Raw genomic sequence first — 16,617 nt, forward strand, 5'->3', positions numbered from 1 at the left:
GCGCCGCTCACCGCTGCTGACGCTTCGCAGGGACTTGGTTGTTGACCGCGCGTTTGGCGGCTACGATAGGTAGGCTTCGCTATGGCGAGGTCTACGTACGGATCGGAGAGCACGCGCATGAGCGGGATGACAGAGACGGCAAGTCACGTTAAGAGCGCTTCCGCGCCGAAGTTCTGGCGCAGCGACGCATTGCCGTTCATCGAAGCGCGTTCCATCGACGACGGTCGCGAGGTCTGCTACGCCAAGCACTCGCACGAAACGTTTTCGATCGGCGCCGTGACCGGCGGCCGCAGCGTGTATCTGAATCGGCATGCGCGTGAGTGGATCGGCGCGGGCGCGGTCGTGATGATGAACCCGGACGACGTGCATGCGTGCAACCCGATCGCCGACGAGCGCTGGTCGTATCGGATGCTGCACGTCGAGGTCGAGTGGCTCACGAAGCTGCAACACGAACTGGGCTTCAGCGAAAACCACGCGTTTCGCGCGTTCTCGCAGACCATGACGCTGGACCCGGTGTTATTCGACGGCTTGAACCGGCTGTGCGCGATTCTCGTCGACGGTGACGCCGACACGCTGCGCAAGGAAAGCGCGGCGATCACCTTTTTCTCCGAAGTGCAGCAGAAGCTGAATCCGGCGTCCTTGCCGGATCACGACGCGAGCCGACAGCTGACACGGGCCGCGGAATTCATCGCCGAAAACTGTACGCGCTCGCTGACGCTCGACGATATGTGCGAAGTGGCGGAGCTGTCCGCGTCGCATCTGATTCGCGCGTTCAAACAGCGCTATGGGATGACTCCGCATGCGTACCTGATCAACCGGCGCATTCAGTACAGCCGCGCGCAACTCAAACGCGGCCGGCTGATCGCGGACGTCGCGCTCGATGCCGGTTTCGCCGATCAGGCGCATTTGCAGCGCACATTCAAGCGGCTGGTTGCGGCGACGCCGGGGCAGTACCGCAGTTGATCCGGCCAATGCGCCGGTCGGCGCGCCGCGTTATCTCACGCGTTCGGTCATTCATTCCATCAACAGATACAGCGCGCTGGCTGCGAGCAGCGCGGCCATCACGCGATTGAACAGCCGGACCTGTTTTGGTTCCTGCAAGTACCGGCGCAGGAACGTGCCGGCGTACGCCCAACTCGCTATCGACACGTAGCAGATCACGAAGTACAGCGCGGTGAATTGCCAGACGAGGCTGCTGTCACCGCCGGCCGCGTAGGCGCCCATGCCGGCCAGCGACGCGAGCCAGGCTTTCGGATTGAGCCATTGCATCGCCGCGCCGTGGGCGAAGGACGGTGCGCGAGACGGTTTGTCGGCGCCGAGTTGACCGTCGTCGACGGCGAGTTTGTAGGCCATGTACAGCAGGAAGCCGATGCCGGCCCACTTGACGAAGTCGATCAGGTTGGGGAAATGAGCCAGCATCTCATGCAGACCCAGGCCGATGAGCAGAAGCAGCACCGTGAAGCCGACGGTCGCACCGCTCACGTGCCGCATGCTCGCGACGAGCCCGTGCCGGGCGCCCGCGCTGAGCGCGACGACGTTCACCGGACCCGGGGTAATGGAACTGGCGAGCGCGAATGCGGCCATGGAGAGTAAGACGGTCATCTGATGCCTCGATACGTGAGTGCGTTGCGCAGGATTGGCGACGGTCAACGGTAACGGGCGAGGGGGCGGGGTGTATTGAAGGAAATTGCTTCGGGGGCAGATTGAGGGCTGCTGCCGGAAAGCAAAAAGCCCGGTCAGCTTTCGCTAACCGGGCTTCGGAATGCTTGGTGGGGCGTGAGTGACTCGAACACTCGACCTACGGATTAAGAGTCCGCTGCTCTACCAACTGAGCTAACGCCCCAACAGAAGCGAAATTATGCAGTAACTTTTCGAGCTTGCCAAGCCCCTTTAGTAAATTTCTTAAAAAATATTGGGGCAGCCGGTTCGAGCCATCCGTCCATAGCGCCGCGCGTGTGAAAAAGGCGCGGCGTTTATCGTCCCGGTATCATGTCGCGGACATCTCGCCGCGCGACGCGCTGCGGCTTTCGACCGGGAACTGCCATGGATGAGAAAGAGATTATCGAGTTGCTCGACCGCATCCTCGCACCTTGGGTCCGCGCACTCACGCTGACCCCGGTCAAGGTCGACGAAGAAAGCGCGACGCTGCGCCTGCCGTTTTCCGGCGGCCTGCGCCATGCGGGCGGCGTGATTTGCGGCCAGGTGTTCATGGCGGCCGCCGACACGGCGATGATCGTCGCCATTTCAGCCGCGCTCGGTGGCTTCAAGCCGATGTCCACGGTGTCGCTGAATATCAACTTCATGCGCGCGGTCCGCAAGGGCGACGTGATGATCACCGCCCGCGTGCTGCGCATGGGCCGCAATCTGGTGTTCGGTGAGGTCGGATTGTTCGATGAAACCGGCAATATGGCGGTCCACGCCACCACCACCTACGCGCTGCTCGACTGAGTCTGAAGTTGAGACAGCGCGGCAAGCCGTACAAGAGGAAAAACCAGGATGTTCGATCAGGTCGTATTCGCCGGCGGCGGCAACCGCTGCTGGTGGCAGGCGGGTTTCTGGGACGTGGTGCAGCCGGAGCTGCATGTCCGGCCACGCGTCATCACCGGCATTTCGGCCGGCGCCGCCACCGCGTGCATGCTCTACACGCGCGATTCCGACTGGGTGATGCGCTACTACCAGGACGCGCTGCGTCACAACACTCGCAACGCTTACTGGGGCAATCTGCTGCGCGGCGAATCGGTGTTTCCGCATTACCGGATCTACCGGCAGGCGCTGCTCGACATCTACGGCGATAAGTTTTCGACGCTCGCCGACGCGCCCGAAATCCGCATCGGCGTGTCGCATCTGCCGCGCTGGCTCGGCGCACGCAGCGCGGTCGCCGCGGGGTTGATCGCATACAACATCGAGAAATACGTGCGCAAGACGCTGCATCCGACCTTGGGTCAGACGCTCGGTTTTCATCCGGAATTCGTGCGGGCGCAGGACTGCGCGACAGTCGAGGATCTCGCGGATCTGATCCTGCAATCGTCGAGTACGCCGCCGTTCACGCCGGTTCTGCGGCGCAACGGCAGGCCAGTGCTTGACGGCGGCATGGTCGACAACGTGCCGGTCGGCGCGCTCGACGCCGACGCGCCCGGCAACGTGCTGGTGATGGTCACGCGCATCTATCCGCGGCCGCAGATGTTCGTCGTACCCCACGGCGTGCAGCAGCGGCTTTACGTGCAACCGTCGCGGAAGGTGCCGATTTCGAGCTGGGATTACACGAGCCCTTCGCAGATGGCGCACGCATACAACCTCGGCCGCGCCGATGGCGAGACTTTCCTTGAGCGCGTGCCCGAACTGTTGGAGGCCGGCGCGCGCGAAGCGCGCTAAGGTGCGTGGCGGCGCGGGTTTCTGACGGTAGAGCTTCTTGCAGGGTCATGCCGACGTGCGGCTTGGAGGGCGACACGTCGGCAAACCCGTCGCCTGCATCTGTGTGCGCGGAAGAGCCCGCGCATGCAGGCCCCGGCAAGCAATCGTCGCCGGACGCCGATGCACGTCTTCCGAAGTTACCGCCGCCGCCCGCCCTGCAATGCTTCCGGATTCGCGACGCTGGCGGTGTCGCCGGCATCGAACGCCAGAATGTTGTTGAACGCCGCCGTGAAGTAAAGCTCGTAGCTCTCGCGCTCCACGTAGCCGATGTGCGGCGTGCAGATCACGTTTTCCATCCGCAGCAGGCTGTAGCCCTGCAGGATCGGCTCGCTTTCGTAGACGTCGATCGCGACCATCCCCGGACGATTGTGGGACAGCGCGTTCACCAGCGCGTTTTCGTCGAGCAGCTCGGCCCGGCTCGTGTTCACGAGCAAGGCGGTCGGCTTCATGCGCATCAGGTCTTCCTGCTTGACGATGCCCCGCGTGTCGTCGTGCAGACGCAGGTGCAACGACAGCACGTCGCTCTGCTCGAACAGCGCGTCGCGGCTCTCGGCCACGCCGTACCCATCGGCGCGGGCGGCTTCACGCGAATGCTCGCGACCCCAGATCAGCACGTTCATGCCGAAAGCCTTGCCGTATCCGGCGACCAGGCGGCCGATCTTGCCGTACCCCCAAATCCCCAGCGTCTGACCGCGCAACACCTGACCCAGGCCGAAATTCGGCGGCAGCGCGGACGTCTTCAGACCGGATTGCTGCCAGGCCCCTTGCTTAAGGTTAGCTACGTATTGCGGAATGCGGCGCTGCGCCGCCATGATGAGAGCCCACGTGAGTTCGGCCGGCGCGTACGGCGAGCCGCTGCCCTCCAGCACGGCGACGCCGCGCTCCGTGCACGCCGCGAGATCGATGTGGCTGGACACTTTGCCGGTCTGGCTGATCATGCGCAAACGCGGCAATTTGTCGAGCAGTTGCGAATTGATGCGAGTACGTTCGCGTATCAGGACGAGCGCGTCGACTTCGGCGAGACGGCTTGCCAACTGACCGAGACCGCGCACGGTGTTGTTGAAAACTTTGACTTCGTGATCGGCCAGCAGTTGAAAGCAGTCGAGCTTACGAACGGCGTCCTGGTAATCGTCGAGGATGGCAATCTTCATGGTATGTGTCTTGCGGCGCACCATGACGGTGCGGAACCGAGTGTTATGCTCACTGTCCCACCATGTGACTTAGGTCACATGCCGGTGTGGCAGGATGCCTTACCGTAGATGCTGCTGCAAAGCACGGCAGCACCACGTTAAGGGCAAATTGAGATCGTTTTTAACAGTTTGTTGCGTGTTGAGGCAAGCCGCTTTACAGACGGTTGCAGAAGCCCCGCCCGTCAAGTGCCTCCGCGCGGCAAGCTGGCTGGCCCAGGATGACCTGCGCCATTGCGTCGAGTGGGCGTTACCTCGGCGTGATGAAATGAAATGCCTCTCGCATGCAGCGTCGCCGGGCTTGTACCGTTTTTCTATTGCTTTCAAACGGAGACAGGTCGATGAATCATCCCTCATTCGAAGGACAGCCCACCATCGAGGCGTCCACAGGGGCGCCCGCGTGGGTCAGGAACCGAAAACTGATCGACTGGGTCCGGCAGGTCGCTGCGATGACCAAGCCGGACAAGATCGTCTGGTGCGACGGCTCGCAAGAGGAGTATGACCGTCTTTGCACGCAGATGGTCGAAGCCGGCACGCTCAAGAAACTCAATCCGGCGAAACGTCCCAATTCTTACCTGGCATGGTCCGATCCTTCGGACGTCGCGCGCGTCGAAGACCGCACCTTCATCTGCTCGCAGCGAGCGGAAGACGCCGGCCCGACCAATAACTGGATCGCTCCGAACGAAATGCGTACCACGCTCGACGGGCTGTTCGACGGCGCGATGCGCGGCCGCACGATGTACGTGGTGCCGTTTTCGATGGGCCCGCTCGGGTCGCCGATCGCGCACATCGGCGTCGAATTGAGCGACAGCCCGTACGTGGCGACCAACATGCGCATCATGACGCGCATGGGCCGCAAGGTGTACGACGTGCTGGGTGAAGACGGCGAGTTCGTGCCGTGCGTCCATTCGGTCGGCGCGCCGCTCGCGGCGGGCGAGAAGGACGTCCCGTGGCCGTGCAACAAGACCAAATACATCGTCCATTTTCCGGAATCGCGCGAGATCTGGAGCTACGGCTCGGGCTATGGCGGCAATGCGCTGCTCGGCAAGAAGTGTTTCGCGCTGCGCATCGCGTCGACAATGGGCCGCGCCGAAGGCTGGCTCGCCGAACACATGTTGATTCTCGGCGTGACGTCGCCGGAAGGGCGCAAGCATCACGTCGCGGCGGCGTTTCCGTCGGCGTGCGGCAAGACCAACTTCGCAATGCTGATCCCGCCGGAAGGGCTGAATGGCTGGAAAATCTCGACGATCGGGGACGATATCGCCTGGATCAAACCGGGTTCGGACGGCCGCCTGTACGCGATCAATCCGGAGGCCGGCTATTTCGGCGTGGCGCCGGGCACGAGTGAGAAGACCAACTTCAACGCGATGGCTACGTTGAAGGAAAACGTGATCTTCACAAACGTCGCGCTGACCGACGACGGCGACGTCTGGTGGGAAGGCATGACCGACGAGGCGCCCGCGCACCTGATCGACTGGCAGGGCAAGGACTGGACGCCGGCAAGCGCCAAGGAAAGCGGCCGCAAGGCGGCGCATCCTAACGCGCGCTTCACGGCGCCGGCCTCGCAATGTCCGTCGATTGATGCCGACTGGGAAAACCCGGCGGGCGTGGCCATCGACGCGTTCATCTTCGGCGGCCGCCGTTCGACAACCGTGCCGCTCGTCACCGAAGCGCGCAACTGGATCGAGGGTGTCTACATGGCGGCGACCATGGGCTCCGAAACGACCGCCGCCGCAGCTGGCCAGCAGGGCGTGGTGCGGCGCGACCCGTTCGCGATGCTGCCGTTCTGCGGCTACAACATGAGCGACTACTTCGGTCACTGGCTGAAAACGGGCGAGCGGCTGGAAAAACTGAACGCGAAACTGCCGAAAATCTTCTGCGTCAACTGGTTCCGCAAGGGCGCGGACGGCAAGTTCGTCTGGCCGGGCTTCGGCGAAAACATGCGCGTGCTGAGCTGGATGGTCGGCCGGATCGAAGGCACCGCGCACGGTGAGGAGCACGCGTTCGGCGTGTCGCCGCACTACGAGGACATCGACTGGAGCGGACTCAACTTCACCCGCGAGCAATTCGAGCAGGTCATCTCGGTCGACGACGCCGCGTGGCGCGATGAACTCGCGCTGCACGCAGAGCTATTCGACACTCTGCAACAACGTTTGCCGCCCGCTTTGACGCAAGCGAAACGTGCTCTCGAAGGGAAGCTTGCGGCATGATCAGGTGAGTATTCACTTCGTGAGGAAAGCCGCCTTCGGGCGGCTTTCCTTTTTCGCACTGTCCTCGGCCGACGATTTTTTCTGATTCCGCAATGCCGGGACGACCTTTACGTCTATTCGAACAAATAAGACAGCGCTAACTGCGCCGCAGCAGATTGTTTCGTTTCGGGGAACAATTGACGATCCTGCCCCACATTGGGGAATACAGTCGCACGAAAATTGACAATATTTCGGGTTTCGCGGGCAACTTCTGCACGAATTTGAGAGTCGTAGGAGAATTCCAAGTTCGCTTCACTGGTTTTCACTAATTGTCAGGAAGCTGTAACACGGCAGGGAGTTGTCTTATGGATCATTTGCAGTCGATGCGAGTTTTCGTCAAAGTGGCGGACCTCGGCAGTTTTGCCCGCGCTGCGAGCGCGATGGATATTTCCAACGCGGTCGCCACCCGTCACGTTGCCGACCTCGAAGGCCGCCTTGGTACGCGGCTGCTCAATCGCACAACCCGCAGCTTGTCTCTGACCGAATCCGGACAGGTGTATCTCGAGCGTGCGCGCCAGATTCTCGACGAACTGGAAGACGTCGAACAGATGGTGGTCGCGCGCAATCACGAACCCGTTGGCACGTTGCGAATAGTTGCGCCGGTCGTGTTCGGCTTGCACAACCTCGCGCCAGTGCTGCAGACGTACGCGGAGCGCTATCCGAAAGTGATCCCGGACGTCACGCTGGTCGACCGCCAGGTCGATCTGGTCGAGGAAGGTTTCGACGTCGGCGTGGTGATCGCGCGGCAAATGCGCAGCGCCAGTATCGTCACGCGGCGTCTGACCACCGGCTGCATGACCGTGTGCGCGACGCCGGCCTATCTGGAGAAGCACGGCACCCCGACGCGTCCCGAGCATCTGCTGGAGCATCCGTGCCTGAGCCTGCCGTCCGAGTATTGGGGCGACGAGCGTGTGTTTACGGGCCCGGAAGGCGAAGTGCGCGTACGTCCGTCGAACGTGATCGTCGCGAACAACACGGAAATGCTGCGTCAGTTCGCGTTGCTCGGCATGGGCATCGCGATTCTGCCGAGCTATTTGATCGGCCGCGATATGACGCGCGGCAGACTGGTGCGTCTGCTCGGCGATTACCGCTTGCCGCAGGTCGAGATCAACATCGCGTACCCGAGCCGTCGTCACTTGCCGGCGAAGGTGCGCACGTTTATCGATCATCTGGTCGAGCATTTCAACCAGACGCCGAACAGTCTGCTCGGCGAGCAGTGGATCAAGGACGGCCTCGAGCGGCCCGCCACGTCGGCGGCATACGATTCCGCCGAGTCGCCCATGCCGCCGGAAGCGTTCGACGGCGCGGAGCCGCTGTCGCGATTGCTGGATAGCGAGTTGTCGCCGGTTCCGAAGACGTTGGCAAAGACGACCAATCGCCCCCGGCCGACGGCTCTATCGCCGCTGTAGTTGTCGGGACGATAGAAGTCAGCAGCGCAGGCGCAAGCTTGCAGATGTTAAAAAAGGCGCAGTCACTTGAAATGACTGCGCCTTTTTTCATGGCAAAAGCGAATGAAGCCGGCCGGCCGGAAGCGAAACGTCTTCCGGACTAGCCGCCAGCCCAAATCACGAGCCGGTTTTACGCGCCACCGCTTTCTTCGCGGGCGCTTTCTTGGCCGCCGCGGTTTTGGTTGCGGGTGCCTTCTTCGCCGCTGCCTTCTTGGCCGCCGGCGCAGTCTTCACCGCTACCGCCGTTTCTCCATCGTCCGACTCCGGCGCCGCTTTCGCAGCCGACTTGGCCGCCGCGGTCTTCGCGGCAGTCTTCGCCGACGGCTCCTTCTTCTCGAATTCGAAACCGATCTTGCCGTCGTTCTGCTTGACGAGGAACGCCTTGAAATTCCGTCCCGTGCGCGACGACTTGAAGTTCGTCAGCAGATCCGTGCGGCCTTCTTCGAGCAGCTTCGCCATCTGCTCGCGCGCGATTTCCTGTTGCAGGATCACCTTGCCCGAGCGGAAGTCGCAAGTCTTCGGATTAGCCACCGAGTTTTCGCAGACGTAGCTCATCCCGTGTTCAAACACGCGGGCCTTGCACTTCGGGCACGCGCCCACCGGCTGCTGATCGGAGAAGTCAGGCGGTTCGCCGTCTTCACCGCCCGCATCCTGGCCGAAATCGAACTCCAGCTTGTAGTTCTTGATCTCGTCGTCGAACGACAGCTTGAGGATTGCCGAGAACGGCCGGCCCATTTTGCTGCGGAAGCCCGACAGCGGTCCGATCGTCTTGTTCTGCAACAGCTCTTCGACTTCCGGGATTTCGAACTGGCGTCCGCCCGGAATCTTCGAAATCGAGAACTCGCATTTCGAGCAGGCAAACCGCCGATAGTTCTCCTTCACCTGACCGCCGCAATTCGGACACGGCGTTTCCAACGTCGCGTAATCGCCCGGGATCGTGTCGGAATCGTATTCCTTCGCGCGCTTGACGATGGTCTGCGTCATGCGGGCGATTTCCTGCATGAACGCGTCTCGCGGCAGGTTGCCCCGTTCCATTTGCGAGAGCTTGTATTCCCACTCGCCGGTCAATTCCGGCGCGGTCAGCTCCTTCACGCCGAGACCGCGCAACAGCGTCATCAACTGGAAAGCCTTGGCGGTCGGGATCAGATCGCGCCCTTCGCGGATCAGATACTTTTCGCCGAGCAGACCTTCGATGATCGCCGCGCGCGTGGCCGGTGTGCCGAGGCCCTTGGCCGCCATCGCTTCGCGCAACTCGTCGTCTTCGACGAGCTTGCCCGCGCCTTCCATCGCCGACAACAGGGTCGCTTCGTTGTAGCGTGCGGGCGGCTTCGTCACGAGTTGCTGGGCGGCGATCTTGTCCGTCTTGACCTTCTCGTCCTTCTGCACGGGCACGAGGTTCGCGTCTTCGCCGCTGATTTCGCGGCCGTAGACCTGCAACCAGCCCGGTTCGACGAGCACCTTGCCTTCGGTCTTGAAGTGATGGCCGACCACTTGTGTGATCCGCGTCGTCACCCGGTATTCGGCGGCAGGGAAGAACACCGACAGGAAGCGCTTGACGACGAGGTCGTAGAGCTTCTGTTCCGGCTCGGACAGATTCTTCGGCGCTTGCTGCGTCGGGATGATTGCGAAGTGGTCGCTGATCTTCGAGTTGTCGAAGATGCGCTTGTTCGGCTTCACCCAGCCCTTGTCGAGCACCTGCTTGGCAAACGGCAGATAGTTGTTGCTCTCCTTGAGCATGCCGAGCGTGTCCTTGACCGTATCCATATAGTCTTCCGGCAGCGCGCGAGCGTCGGTCCGGGGATAGGTCAGCACCTTGTGCTTTTCATACAGCGCCTGGGCCAGGCCCAAGGTGTTCTTCGCCGAGAAGCCGAAGCGGCCGTTGGCCTCGCGCTGCAAACTGGTCAGGTCGAACAGTGCCGGCGACAGTTGCGTGGACGGCTTCGATTCTTCCGTCACCGTACCGGTCTGGCCGCGGCAGGCGGCGACGATCGTTTCAGCCGCGGGCAACGCCCACAGACGCGAATCGCGCTTTTCCGGATCGAACTCGTCGCGCTTGAATTTCGGATCGAACCAGCGGCCTTCGTAGAAACCGGCCGCGCAGACGAACTCCGCCTTCACTTCCCAGTAGTCGCGCGGCACGAAGCGGCGAATCTTCTCTTCGCGCTCGACGACGATGGACAGCGTCGGCGTCTGCACCCGCCCGACCGTGGTCAGGAAGAAACCGCCGCCTTTGCTGTTGAACGCGGTCATCGCGCGGGTGCCGTTGATGCCGACCAGCCAGTCCGCTTCCGAGCGGCAGCGTGCCGCATCGGCGAGCGGCTGCATCTCTTCGTCGCTGCGCAGACGGGCGAAGCCGTCGCGGATCGCACCGGCGGTCATCGATTGCAGCCACAGACGCTGCACCGGCTGTTTGGCCTTGGCGTGCTGCGCGATCAGGCGGAAGATCAGCTCGCCCTCGCGCCCCGCGTCGCATGCGTTGATCAGACGGTCGACGTCCTTACGCTTGAGCAGCTTGGTCAGCACCTTCAGGCGCGACTCGCTCTTGGCGATCGGGTTCAGATCGAAATGCGGCGGAATGACGGGCAGATTGGCGAAGCTCCACTTGCCGCGCTTGACTTCATAGTCTTCGGGCGCGGCAATTTCCAGCAAGTGGCCGACTGCCGAGGAAAGGACGTAGTCGTCGCTTTCGTAGTACTCGTCATGCTTGGTAAAGCCGCCCAAAGCCCGCGCGATGTCGTTCGCGACGGAAGGCTTTTCGGCGATGATCAGTGCTTTGGACATGACTCGATGTGAGGTTGGTGGAACCGGGTTGATGGCCTTGAGTGCGCCAAATTAGCGCGCGACCCTCGTTTGCGACCTTTGGGACCCATTAACGACCGCTTTATAGCACACGGCGCGAAAGCAACGTGTCAAGTGCCATAAAAGCGCGCCATCATAATTGCGCGCTCAGCCGTTGGGCAAGCTGCGGCAAACATGCTGTGTACCGCTTCCGACACGCTGCTGCAACCTTCGGGCGCCGGCGCCGCCACCTTCAGGCGACCGTCAGCGCGGGCCGCAGCTTGGGCGCGCCGGTGACGCCGGGCACGGCCGTCAGGTCCAACAGCATCCGCTCCACAATCGACGCCTGCGGCAAAACGGTACCGAAAAAGCGTGTCGTGACCGAGTCTTCGATCAGGATGGTCGGGAAATTCTCGACATCCAGATCGTCGAAACGGTCCGCGTGGGTTTCGATGTCGATCCATGCGAAACAGATATCCGGATGCCGGTCGGCCAGTTTGTCGAACGCATCCCGATACTCACGGCAGGTCCCGCACCACTCTGCGCACAGGCAGGCAACGAACAACGTGTCGGGTTCGTTGACGCGCTCGGCGATCCGGTCTTGGTCGGTGTCGAGATTCAGCGCGGGCATGTAGTGGGTTCCTTGCGTACTTTGTGAGGTGCTTTGGCGCGAATGTAGCATGGCCGATCCCGAAGGGTGGTCAACCCTGATCAAGATGGGACCGGCCGTGGCCGGCCCGCATGAAGCGGCCGCCGGGCAGCACGCTTACCTGGCCGGCAAGTTCCAGTTGCAGCAGGGTGGTTTGCAGCGACGAGTCCTCCATCTCGGTGCGGGTGGCCAGAATTTCAAGCGTGGTGGGCGAGTGACCCAGTGCTGCGAGGAGTCGTTGCGCGTCGGTGTCGATGGGAGCGGTTGCCACCGTCGACTGATCCGCTCCGGCGGACCGCGCTGCCGCCAGTTCCCGCTGAACCATGGCCGAAGCTCCGACCGCTGGCGCATTCCGCGAAGTGGCGCCATCCCAAGGAACCGTCTGCCTCGAAGACGGAGCGGCAGCACGGACTGCCGGACGCCTTGCGAAGCCCAGTTCCTCCAGTACCTCCTCGGGTGTCTCAACGAGCTTTGCGCCCTGCTTGATGATCCGATGACATCCGCGCGACAGCGGCGCGTGAATCGAGCCGGGCAGCGCGAAAATATCGCGGCCCATTTCATTGGCGAGCCGCGCCGTGATCAGCGAACCGGAGCGCATCGCCGCTTCGACGATCACCACACCGCTAACCAGCCCGGCGATCAACCGATTGCGCTGCGGAAAATTGGCGGCGCGCGCGGGCGTGCCGAGCGGCCATTCCGAAAGAATCGCGCCCTGCGCCGCAATCTGCCGCGCCAGGGCGTGATGAGCTGCCGGGTACACGAGGTCCGCACCGGTACCGATCACGGCCACCGTACTGCCGATGCCGTCCAGTCCGCCCCGATGCGCGGCGCCGTCGATGCCGAGCGCCAGTCCCGACACGACGGTCACGCCCGCTGCCGACCAGCGCGACCGCCCGCGTATGCAGCAGATCGAGCCGGCCTTTTATATATAGCAGCGGTGGCGGATCGGGCATGGTCAGCAGCGCGGGCGGATACGCAGGGTCGTCGAGCGTCACGACCTGATTGCCGGGCAGCTCGCGCCACGCGATCACCGCGTCGAGTTGCGCGTCGAAATCGGGACCCGTCGGCGCCAGCGCGGCACGCGCCGCGGCTTCGCCGGCGACCCCGGCAAGCGCTTCCGGTGCTTGAGCGAAAATCGCTTCCGGCAGCCCAAAAGCGCTGAGCAACAGACGCAGCGCCGCGGGCGTCAGGCCCGGTGCGAGCGCCAGCCGCAGCCACGCGGCGAGTTCGATATTGGTTGCGGGCAAGGTGTGCATTGCGAGTCGCTCCTCTTGCAGGGCCAGCGGGCAGGCGGGCACCATGCTAAAATTTTCATCATCCGAAATAACCGCAGCGCCGCGCCCACCCGCGCGGGCTCGTCGTCTGGCGCATGTGGCGCGTTGAATCGAACCGGTTCGACACCATCTATCCTCGGCGCAATACGACGGGCTCACAACCTGGCCGAACGGCCAACGCGAGCCCTCCAACGGTCAGCGGCGCCTCAAATCACACTCAAAATCATGGCTTTACTGAACATCCTCAACTATCCGGACAAGCGTCTGCACAAGGTTGCGAAGCCGGTCGAAAAGGTCAACGACCGCATCCGCCGTCTCGTCGCCGACATGGCCGAGACCATGTACGCGGCGCCCGGAGTCGGCCTTGCCGCGACCCAAGTCGACGTGCACGAGCGCGTGATCGTGATCGACGTATCGGACGCGCACGATCAGTTGCTCGCTTTCATCAATCCAGAAATCATCTGGTCGAGCGACGAGCGCAAGCTGTCGGAAGAAGGCTGTCTCTCGGTGCCAGGCATTTACGACAACGTCGAGCGCGCCGAGAAAGTGCGCGTGCGCGCATTGAACGAGAAGGGCGAGACCTTCGAACTGGATTGCGAAGGGCTGCTCGCCGTGTGCATTCAGCACGAAATGGATCACCTGATGGGCCGCGTGTTCGTCGAGTATCTGTCGTCGCTGAAGCAGACGCGCATCAAGAGCAAGATGAAGAAGCTCGCCCACGCGATGTAATGCGCGTCCACCTCGCCTACCGTCCCCGTTCATGAGTCATTCGTTGCGCGTCATCTTTGCCGGTACGCCGGAGTTCGCCGCGGCGGCGCTGGCCGCGATTCACCGTGCCGGGTTTCCGGTGCCGCTCGTGCTGACCCAGCCGGACCGGCCCGCCGGGCGCGGTATGAAATTGCAGGCGAGTCCGGTCAAGCGCTTCGCGCAGGAGCACGGGCTCGACGTCGCGCAGCCGCCTTCGCTGCGCCGCGCCGGCAGATTCCCCGCGGAAGCCGCCGCCGCGATCGAACAACTGCGCGCCACGCCGCACGACGTCATGGTGGTCGCGGCCTATGGGCTGATCCTGCCGCAGGAAGTGCTGGATATTGCGCCGCTCGGCTGCATCAACATTCACGCGTCGTTGTTGCCGCGTTGGCGCGGCGCGGCGCCGATTCATCGCGCGATCGAAGCAGGCGACGCGGAAACCGGCATCACGCTGATGCAGATGGACGTCGGCCTCGATACCGGCGCGATGATCTCCGAGGCTCGCACGCCGATTTCCTCCGACGACACCACCGCCACGTTGCACGATCGCCTGGCGCAGGACGGCGCGAGGCTGATCGTCGACGCGCTGATCGAACTCGAGCGCAACGGCAAGCTGGCATCGACTCCGCAACCGGCGGACGGCGTGACCTACGCGGAAAAGATCGGCAAGCAGGAAGCCGCGCTCGACTGGCGCCGTCCGGCCGCGGTCCTCGCGCGCCAGGTGCGGGCGTTCGACCCGTTCCCCGGCGGCGTGGGGACGCTGGAAGACGGCAGCTCGGTCAAAATCTGGGCGGCTGTCCCCGTCGAGGCGCAAGGCGACAACGCGCCCGGCACGATTACCGAAGTCTCCGCGGACGGCGTGATCGTGGCCTGTGGAGAAGCTGCGCTGCGTCTGACGCAATTGCAGAAACCCGGTGGCAAGCGCCTGCCGGTGCGCGAATTCCTGGCCGGTTCGACGCTGGCCGCGGGACAGCGCTTTCAACTTCCTGAAGCAAAGTAACAGCCCGCGGATGTCTTGAACATCGACCGTTTGGCCGATGTTCGAGACCCTCCGCCGCGACCCCGCCGCGCGTTAGAATCCTCCATGCAGTCACCCCCAGGTTTCGAGGATTTTCAATGTTTGGCATTACCCATTTCGAGTTTTTCGTCGTCGCGGTCTTTCTTCTGAACGTGACGCCCGGTCCGGATACCGCGTATATCGTCGGGCGCAGCGTCGCTCAAGGCCGGGGTGCCGGCCTCATGTCCGCACTCGGCATCTCGGCGGGTTGCTGCGTGCATTCGCTGGCGTGCGCATTCGGTTTGACCGCGCTGCTGGCCGCTTCTACCACGGCGTTCACGGTCATCAAATTCGCCGGCGCGCTTTACCTGATCTATCTCGGCGCGCGGCTGATTTTCGCGCGGCCCGCAGCGCACGCGACAGCCGGCGACGCACGCGCGGCTGACGCGCCCAAATCGTTGAAGCAGCTTTTTCTGCAAGGCTTCTGGACCAATGTGTTGAACCCGAAGGTCGTGCTCTTCTTCGTATCGTTTTTCCCGCAGTTCGTAACGACCGGCAGCGAACACAAAACGTTCGCGTTCCTCACGCTCGGCGCGGTGTTCGTCGTGATGAGCATGCTTTGGAACAGTTTTGTCGCCTGGATCGCGGGCAGCGTGACGCAGCGTTTTTCCGGCAAGCCTTCGGTGAAGAAGTGGCTGGACCGCGGGGTCGGCAGCGCGTTCGTCGGCTTGGGCATCAAGCTCGCCACTGCATCACGATGACGATTGAATTTTCCCGATCCATCCTTATCTAACGTTTCGCTTACAATCGGGCGCTGCGTTCAGGCGGCGCAGATATGAGGCTCACGTTTTAGGAGTTGCAGACATGTTCAATTGGGTCAAAACCGCGATGTTGATGGCCGCGATCACGGCCCTTTTCATCGTGATCGGCGGGATGATCGGCGGGTCGCGGGGCATGATGATCGCGCTCGTAATCGCCCTTGGGATGAATTTCTTCTCGTACTGGTTTTCGGACAAGATGGTGCTGCGCATGTACAACGCGCAGGAAGTCGACGAAAGCAGCGCGCCACAGTTCTATCGCATGGTGCGTGAGCTCTCCACGCGCGCTAACCTGCCGATGCCGCGCGTCTATCTGATCAACGAAGACGCGCCGAACGCGTTCGCCACTGGCCGCAATCCGGAGCATGCGGCGGTTGCCGCCACCACTGGCATCCTGCGCGTGCTGTCCGAGCGCGAAATGCGCGGTGTGATGGCGCACGAGCTGGCGCACGTGAAGCACCGCGACATCCTGATCTCGACGGTGTCGGCAACCATGGCAGGCGCCATTTCCGCGTTGGCGAACTTCGCGATGTTCTTCGGCGGCCGTGACGAAAACGGTAATCGGTCGAACCCGATCGCCAGCATCGCCGTGGCGCTGCTGGCGCCGCTCGCCGGCGCGCTGATCCAGATGGCGATTTCGCGTGCGCGTGAATTCGAAGCCGACCGTGGCGGCGCGCAGATTTCCGGCGACCCGCAAGCGCTCGCTTCGGCGCTCGACAAGATCCATCGCTACGCGAGCGGCATTCCGTTTCCCGTCGCCGAGCAGCATCCGGCCACGGCGCAGATGATGATCATGAATCCGCTGTCGGGCGGCGGTATCGCGAATCTGTTCTCGACGCACCCGGCCACCGAGGAACGCATCGCGCGTTTGATGGAAATGGCGCGCACGGGGCGTTTCGAATAACGCCGAGTGAATTGACGAAAGGCGGGTCCGCGGACTCGCCTTTTTTATTCCAGCGGACGGCGAGTGAGAAGCGGGCTGCGGTGTAACGGGCCTGATTTCGCAAACAAGCTGCGAAAGTGGTGGCCGGCGACGCCACTCCTCCTTGCCGTTTGAGC

The 16,617-nt window shown here is 62.8% G+C and carries 14 protein-coding genes, 1 tRNA gene and 1 pseudogene; 9 read left to right on the forward strand and 7 right to left on the reverse strand.

The window, feature by feature from the left end; genetic code table 11:
- Positions 1 to 117: 117 nt before the first annotated feature.
- The gene (locus BGI01S_RS17745) at positions 118 to 963 is read left to right on the forward strand and encodes an AraC family transcriptional regulator (protein ID WP_042327272.1); all 846 of its coding nucleotides are present in this window, start codon (positions 118 to 120) and stop codon (positions 961 to 963) included.
- Between the two features lie 51 nt (positions 964 to 1,014).
- Here the strand turns inward: BGI01S_RS17745 and BGI01S_RS17750 are convergent, their stop codons facing one another.
- Both BGI01S_RS17750 and BGI01S_RS17755 read right to left on the reverse strand, forming a co-directional pair.
- Positions 1,015 to 1,602, reverse strand: coding sequence for a LysE family translocator (locus BGI01S_RS17750; protein WP_042327273.1), 588 nt, complete (start codon positions 1,600 to 1,602; stop codon positions 1,015 to 1,017).
- A gap of 165 nt (positions 1,603 to 1,767) precedes the next feature.
- Positions 1,768 to 1,843: transfer RNA gene (locus BGI01S_RS17755), tRNA-Lys, on the reverse strand.
- A gap of 200 nt (positions 1,844 to 2,043) precedes the next feature.
- Here BGI01S_RS17755 and BGI01S_RS17760 point away from each other — a divergent pair.
- Positions 2,044 to 2,448, forward strand: a complete 405-nt coding sequence (locus tag BGI01S_RS17760) for a PaaI family thioesterase (RefSeq protein ID WP_042327274.1) — start codon at positions 2,044 to 2,046, stop codon at positions 2,446 to 2,448.
- Between the two features lie 48 nt (positions 2,449 to 2,496).
- Positions 2,497 to 3,372, forward strand: a complete 876-nt coding sequence (locus BGI01S_RS17765; RefSeq protein ID WP_042327275.1) for a patatin-like phospholipase family protein — start codon at positions 2,497 to 2,499, stop codon at positions 3,370 to 3,372.
- Positions 3,373 to 3,548: 176 nt separating this feature from the next.
- On the opposite strand, the gene BGI01S_RS17770 is transcribed toward BGI01S_RS17765, so the two are convergent.
- Complete coding sequence (locus BGI01S_RS17770) at positions 3,549 to 4,562, reverse strand: D-2-hydroxyacid dehydrogenase family protein (RefSeq protein WP_042327377.1); 1,014 nt, start codon at positions 4,560 to 4,562, stop codon at positions 3,549 to 3,551.
- Positions 4,563 to 4,939: 377 nt separating this feature from the next.
- On the opposite strand from BGI01S_RS17770, the gene BGI01S_RS17775 reads away from it, so the two are divergent.
- A complete protein-coding gene (locus BGI01S_RS17775) occupies positions 4,940 to 6,808 on the forward strand; it encodes a phosphoenolpyruvate carboxykinase (GTP) (RefSeq protein ID WP_042327276.1) in 1,869 nt (622 codons plus the stop codon).
- 113 nt (positions 6,809 to 6,921) lie between these two features.
- On the opposite strand, the gene BGI01S_RS30270 is transcribed toward BGI01S_RS17775, so the two are convergent.
- Positions 6,922 to 7,092 carry a hypothetical protein gene (locus BGI01S_RS30270; protein WP_157004216.1) on the reverse strand — a complete coding sequence of 57 codons (171 nt, stop codon included), beginning with the start codon at positions 7,090 to 7,092 and terminating at the stop codon, positions 6,922 to 6,924.
- A gap of 60 nt (positions 7,093 to 7,152) precedes the next feature.
- Here BGI01S_RS30270 and BGI01S_RS17780 point away from each other — a divergent pair, with 60 nt between their 5' ends.
- The gene (locus tag BGI01S_RS17780; RefSeq protein WP_042327277.1) at positions 7,153 to 8,256 is read left to right on the forward strand and encodes a LysR family transcriptional regulator; all 1,104 of its coding nucleotides are present in this window, start codon (positions 7,153 to 7,155) and stop codon (positions 8,254 to 8,256) included.
- A gap of 156 nt (positions 8,257 to 8,412) precedes the next feature.
- On the opposite strand, the gene BGI01S_RS17785 is transcribed toward BGI01S_RS17780, so the two are convergent.
- From BGI01S_RS17785 to BGI01S_RS17795, 3 genes and pseudogenes are all read right to left on the reverse strand, one after another.
- Positions 8,413 to 11,076, reverse strand: coding sequence for a DNA topoisomerase III (locus BGI01S_RS17785; RefSeq protein ID WP_042327278.1), 2,664 nt, complete (start codon positions 11,074 to 11,076; stop codon positions 8,413 to 8,415).
- 250 nt (positions 11,077 to 11,326) lie between these two features.
- Positions 11,327 to 11,704 (reverse strand): thioredoxin family protein, encoded by a 378-nt coding sequence (locus BGI01S_RS17790; protein WP_042327279.1) that lies wholly within the window; start codon positions 11,702 to 11,704, stop codon positions 11,327 to 11,329.
- Between the two features lie 70 nt (positions 11,705 to 11,774).
- Positions 11,775 to 12,978 (reverse strand): annotated as a pseudogene (locus BGI01S_RS17795) (DNA-processing protein DprA).
- 243 nt (positions 12,979 to 13,221) lie between these two features.
- Here BGI01S_RS17795 and def point away from each other — a divergent pair.
- The 4 genes from def (at position 13,222) to htpX (ending at position 16,462) form a co-directional block, all read left to right on the forward strand.
- Entirely contained in the window at positions 13,222 to 13,725 is a 504-nt protein-coding gene (gene def / locus BGI01S_RS17800; RefSeq protein WP_042327280.1) for a peptide deformylase, read from the forward strand.
- A gap of 31 nt (positions 13,726 to 13,756) precedes the next feature.
- Positions 13,757 to 14,743: a methionyl-tRNA formyltransferase gene (gene fmt, locus BGI01S_RS17805; RefSeq protein WP_042327281.1), complete on the forward strand. Its 987-nt coding sequence runs from the start codon at positions 13,757 to 13,759 to the stop codon at positions 14,741 to 14,743.
- Between the two features lie 116 nt (positions 14,744 to 14,859).
- On the forward strand, positions 14,860 to 15,501 hold the full coding sequence (locus BGI01S_RS17810) for a LysE family translocator (RefSeq protein ID WP_042327282.1): 642 nt from the start codon (positions 14,860 to 14,862) through the stop codon (positions 15,499 to 15,501).
- Between the two features lie 103 nt (positions 15,502 to 15,604).
- Positions 15,605 to 16,462, forward strand: coding sequence for a zinc metalloprotease HtpX (gene htpX / locus BGI01S_RS17815; protein WP_042327283.1), 858 nt, complete (start codon positions 15,605 to 15,607; stop codon positions 16,460 to 16,462).
- Positions 16,463 to 16,617 lie beyond the last annotated feature (155 nt).

The sequence above is a fragment of the Paraburkholderia ginsengisoli NBRC 100965 genome, from assembly GCF_000739735.1.
Classification (GTDB): domain Bacteria; phylum Pseudomonadota; class Gammaproteobacteria; order Burkholderiales; family Burkholderiaceae; genus Paraburkholderia; species Paraburkholderia ginsengisoli.

Bases quoted from the DNA above. Each gene is read 5' to 3' on its own strand.
- BGI01S_RS17775 (WP_042327276.1), top strand. From the start codon at position 4,940: ATGAATCATCCCTCATTCGAAGGACAGCCCACCATCGAGGCGTCCACA.
- BGI01S_RS17745 (WP_042327272.1), top strand. From the start codon at position 118: ATGAGCGGGATGACAGAGACGGCAAGTCACGTTAAGAGCGCTTCCGCG.
- BGI01S_RS17810 (WP_042327282.1), top strand. From the start codon at position 14,860: ATGTTTGGCATTACCCATTTCGAGTTTTTCGTCGTCGCGGTCTTTCTT.
- BGI01S_RS17770 (WP_042327377.1), bottom strand. From the start codon at position 4,562: ATGAAGATTGCCATCCTCGACGATTACCAGGACGCCGTTCGTAAGCTC.
- def (WP_042327280.1), top strand. From the start codon at position 13,222: ATGGCTTTACTGAACATCCTCAACTATCCGGACAAGCGTCTGCACAAG.
- fmt (WP_042327281.1), top strand. From the start codon at position 13,757: ATGAGTCATTCGTTGCGCGTCATCTTTGCCGGTACGCCGGAGTTCGCC.
- htpX (WP_042327283.1), top strand. From the start codon at position 15,605: ATGTTCAATTGGGTCAAAACCGCGATGTTGATGGCCGCGATCACGGCC.
- BGI01S_RS17785 (WP_042327278.1), bottom strand. From the start codon at position 11,076: ATGTCCAAAGCACTGATCATCGCCGAAAAGCCTTCCGTCGCGAACGAC.
- BGI01S_RS17780 (WP_042327277.1), top strand. From the start codon at position 7,153: ATGGATCATTTGCAGTCGATGCGAGTTTTCGTCAAAGTGGCGGACCTC.
- BGI01S_RS17765 (WP_042327275.1), top strand. From the start codon at position 2,497: ATGTTCGATCAGGTCGTATTCGCCGGCGGCGGCAACCGCTGCTGGTGG.
- BGI01S_RS17790 (WP_042327279.1), bottom strand. From the start codon at position 11,704: ATGCCCGCGCTGAATCTCGACACCGACCAAGACCGGATCGCCGAGCGC.
- BGI01S_RS17760 (WP_042327274.1), top strand. From the start codon at position 2,044: ATGGATGAGAAAGAGATTATCGAGTTGCTCGACCGCATCCTCGCACCT.
- BGI01S_RS17750 (WP_042327273.1), bottom strand. From the start codon at position 1,602: ATGACCGTCTTACTCTCCATGGCCGCATTCGCGCTCGCCAGTTCCATT.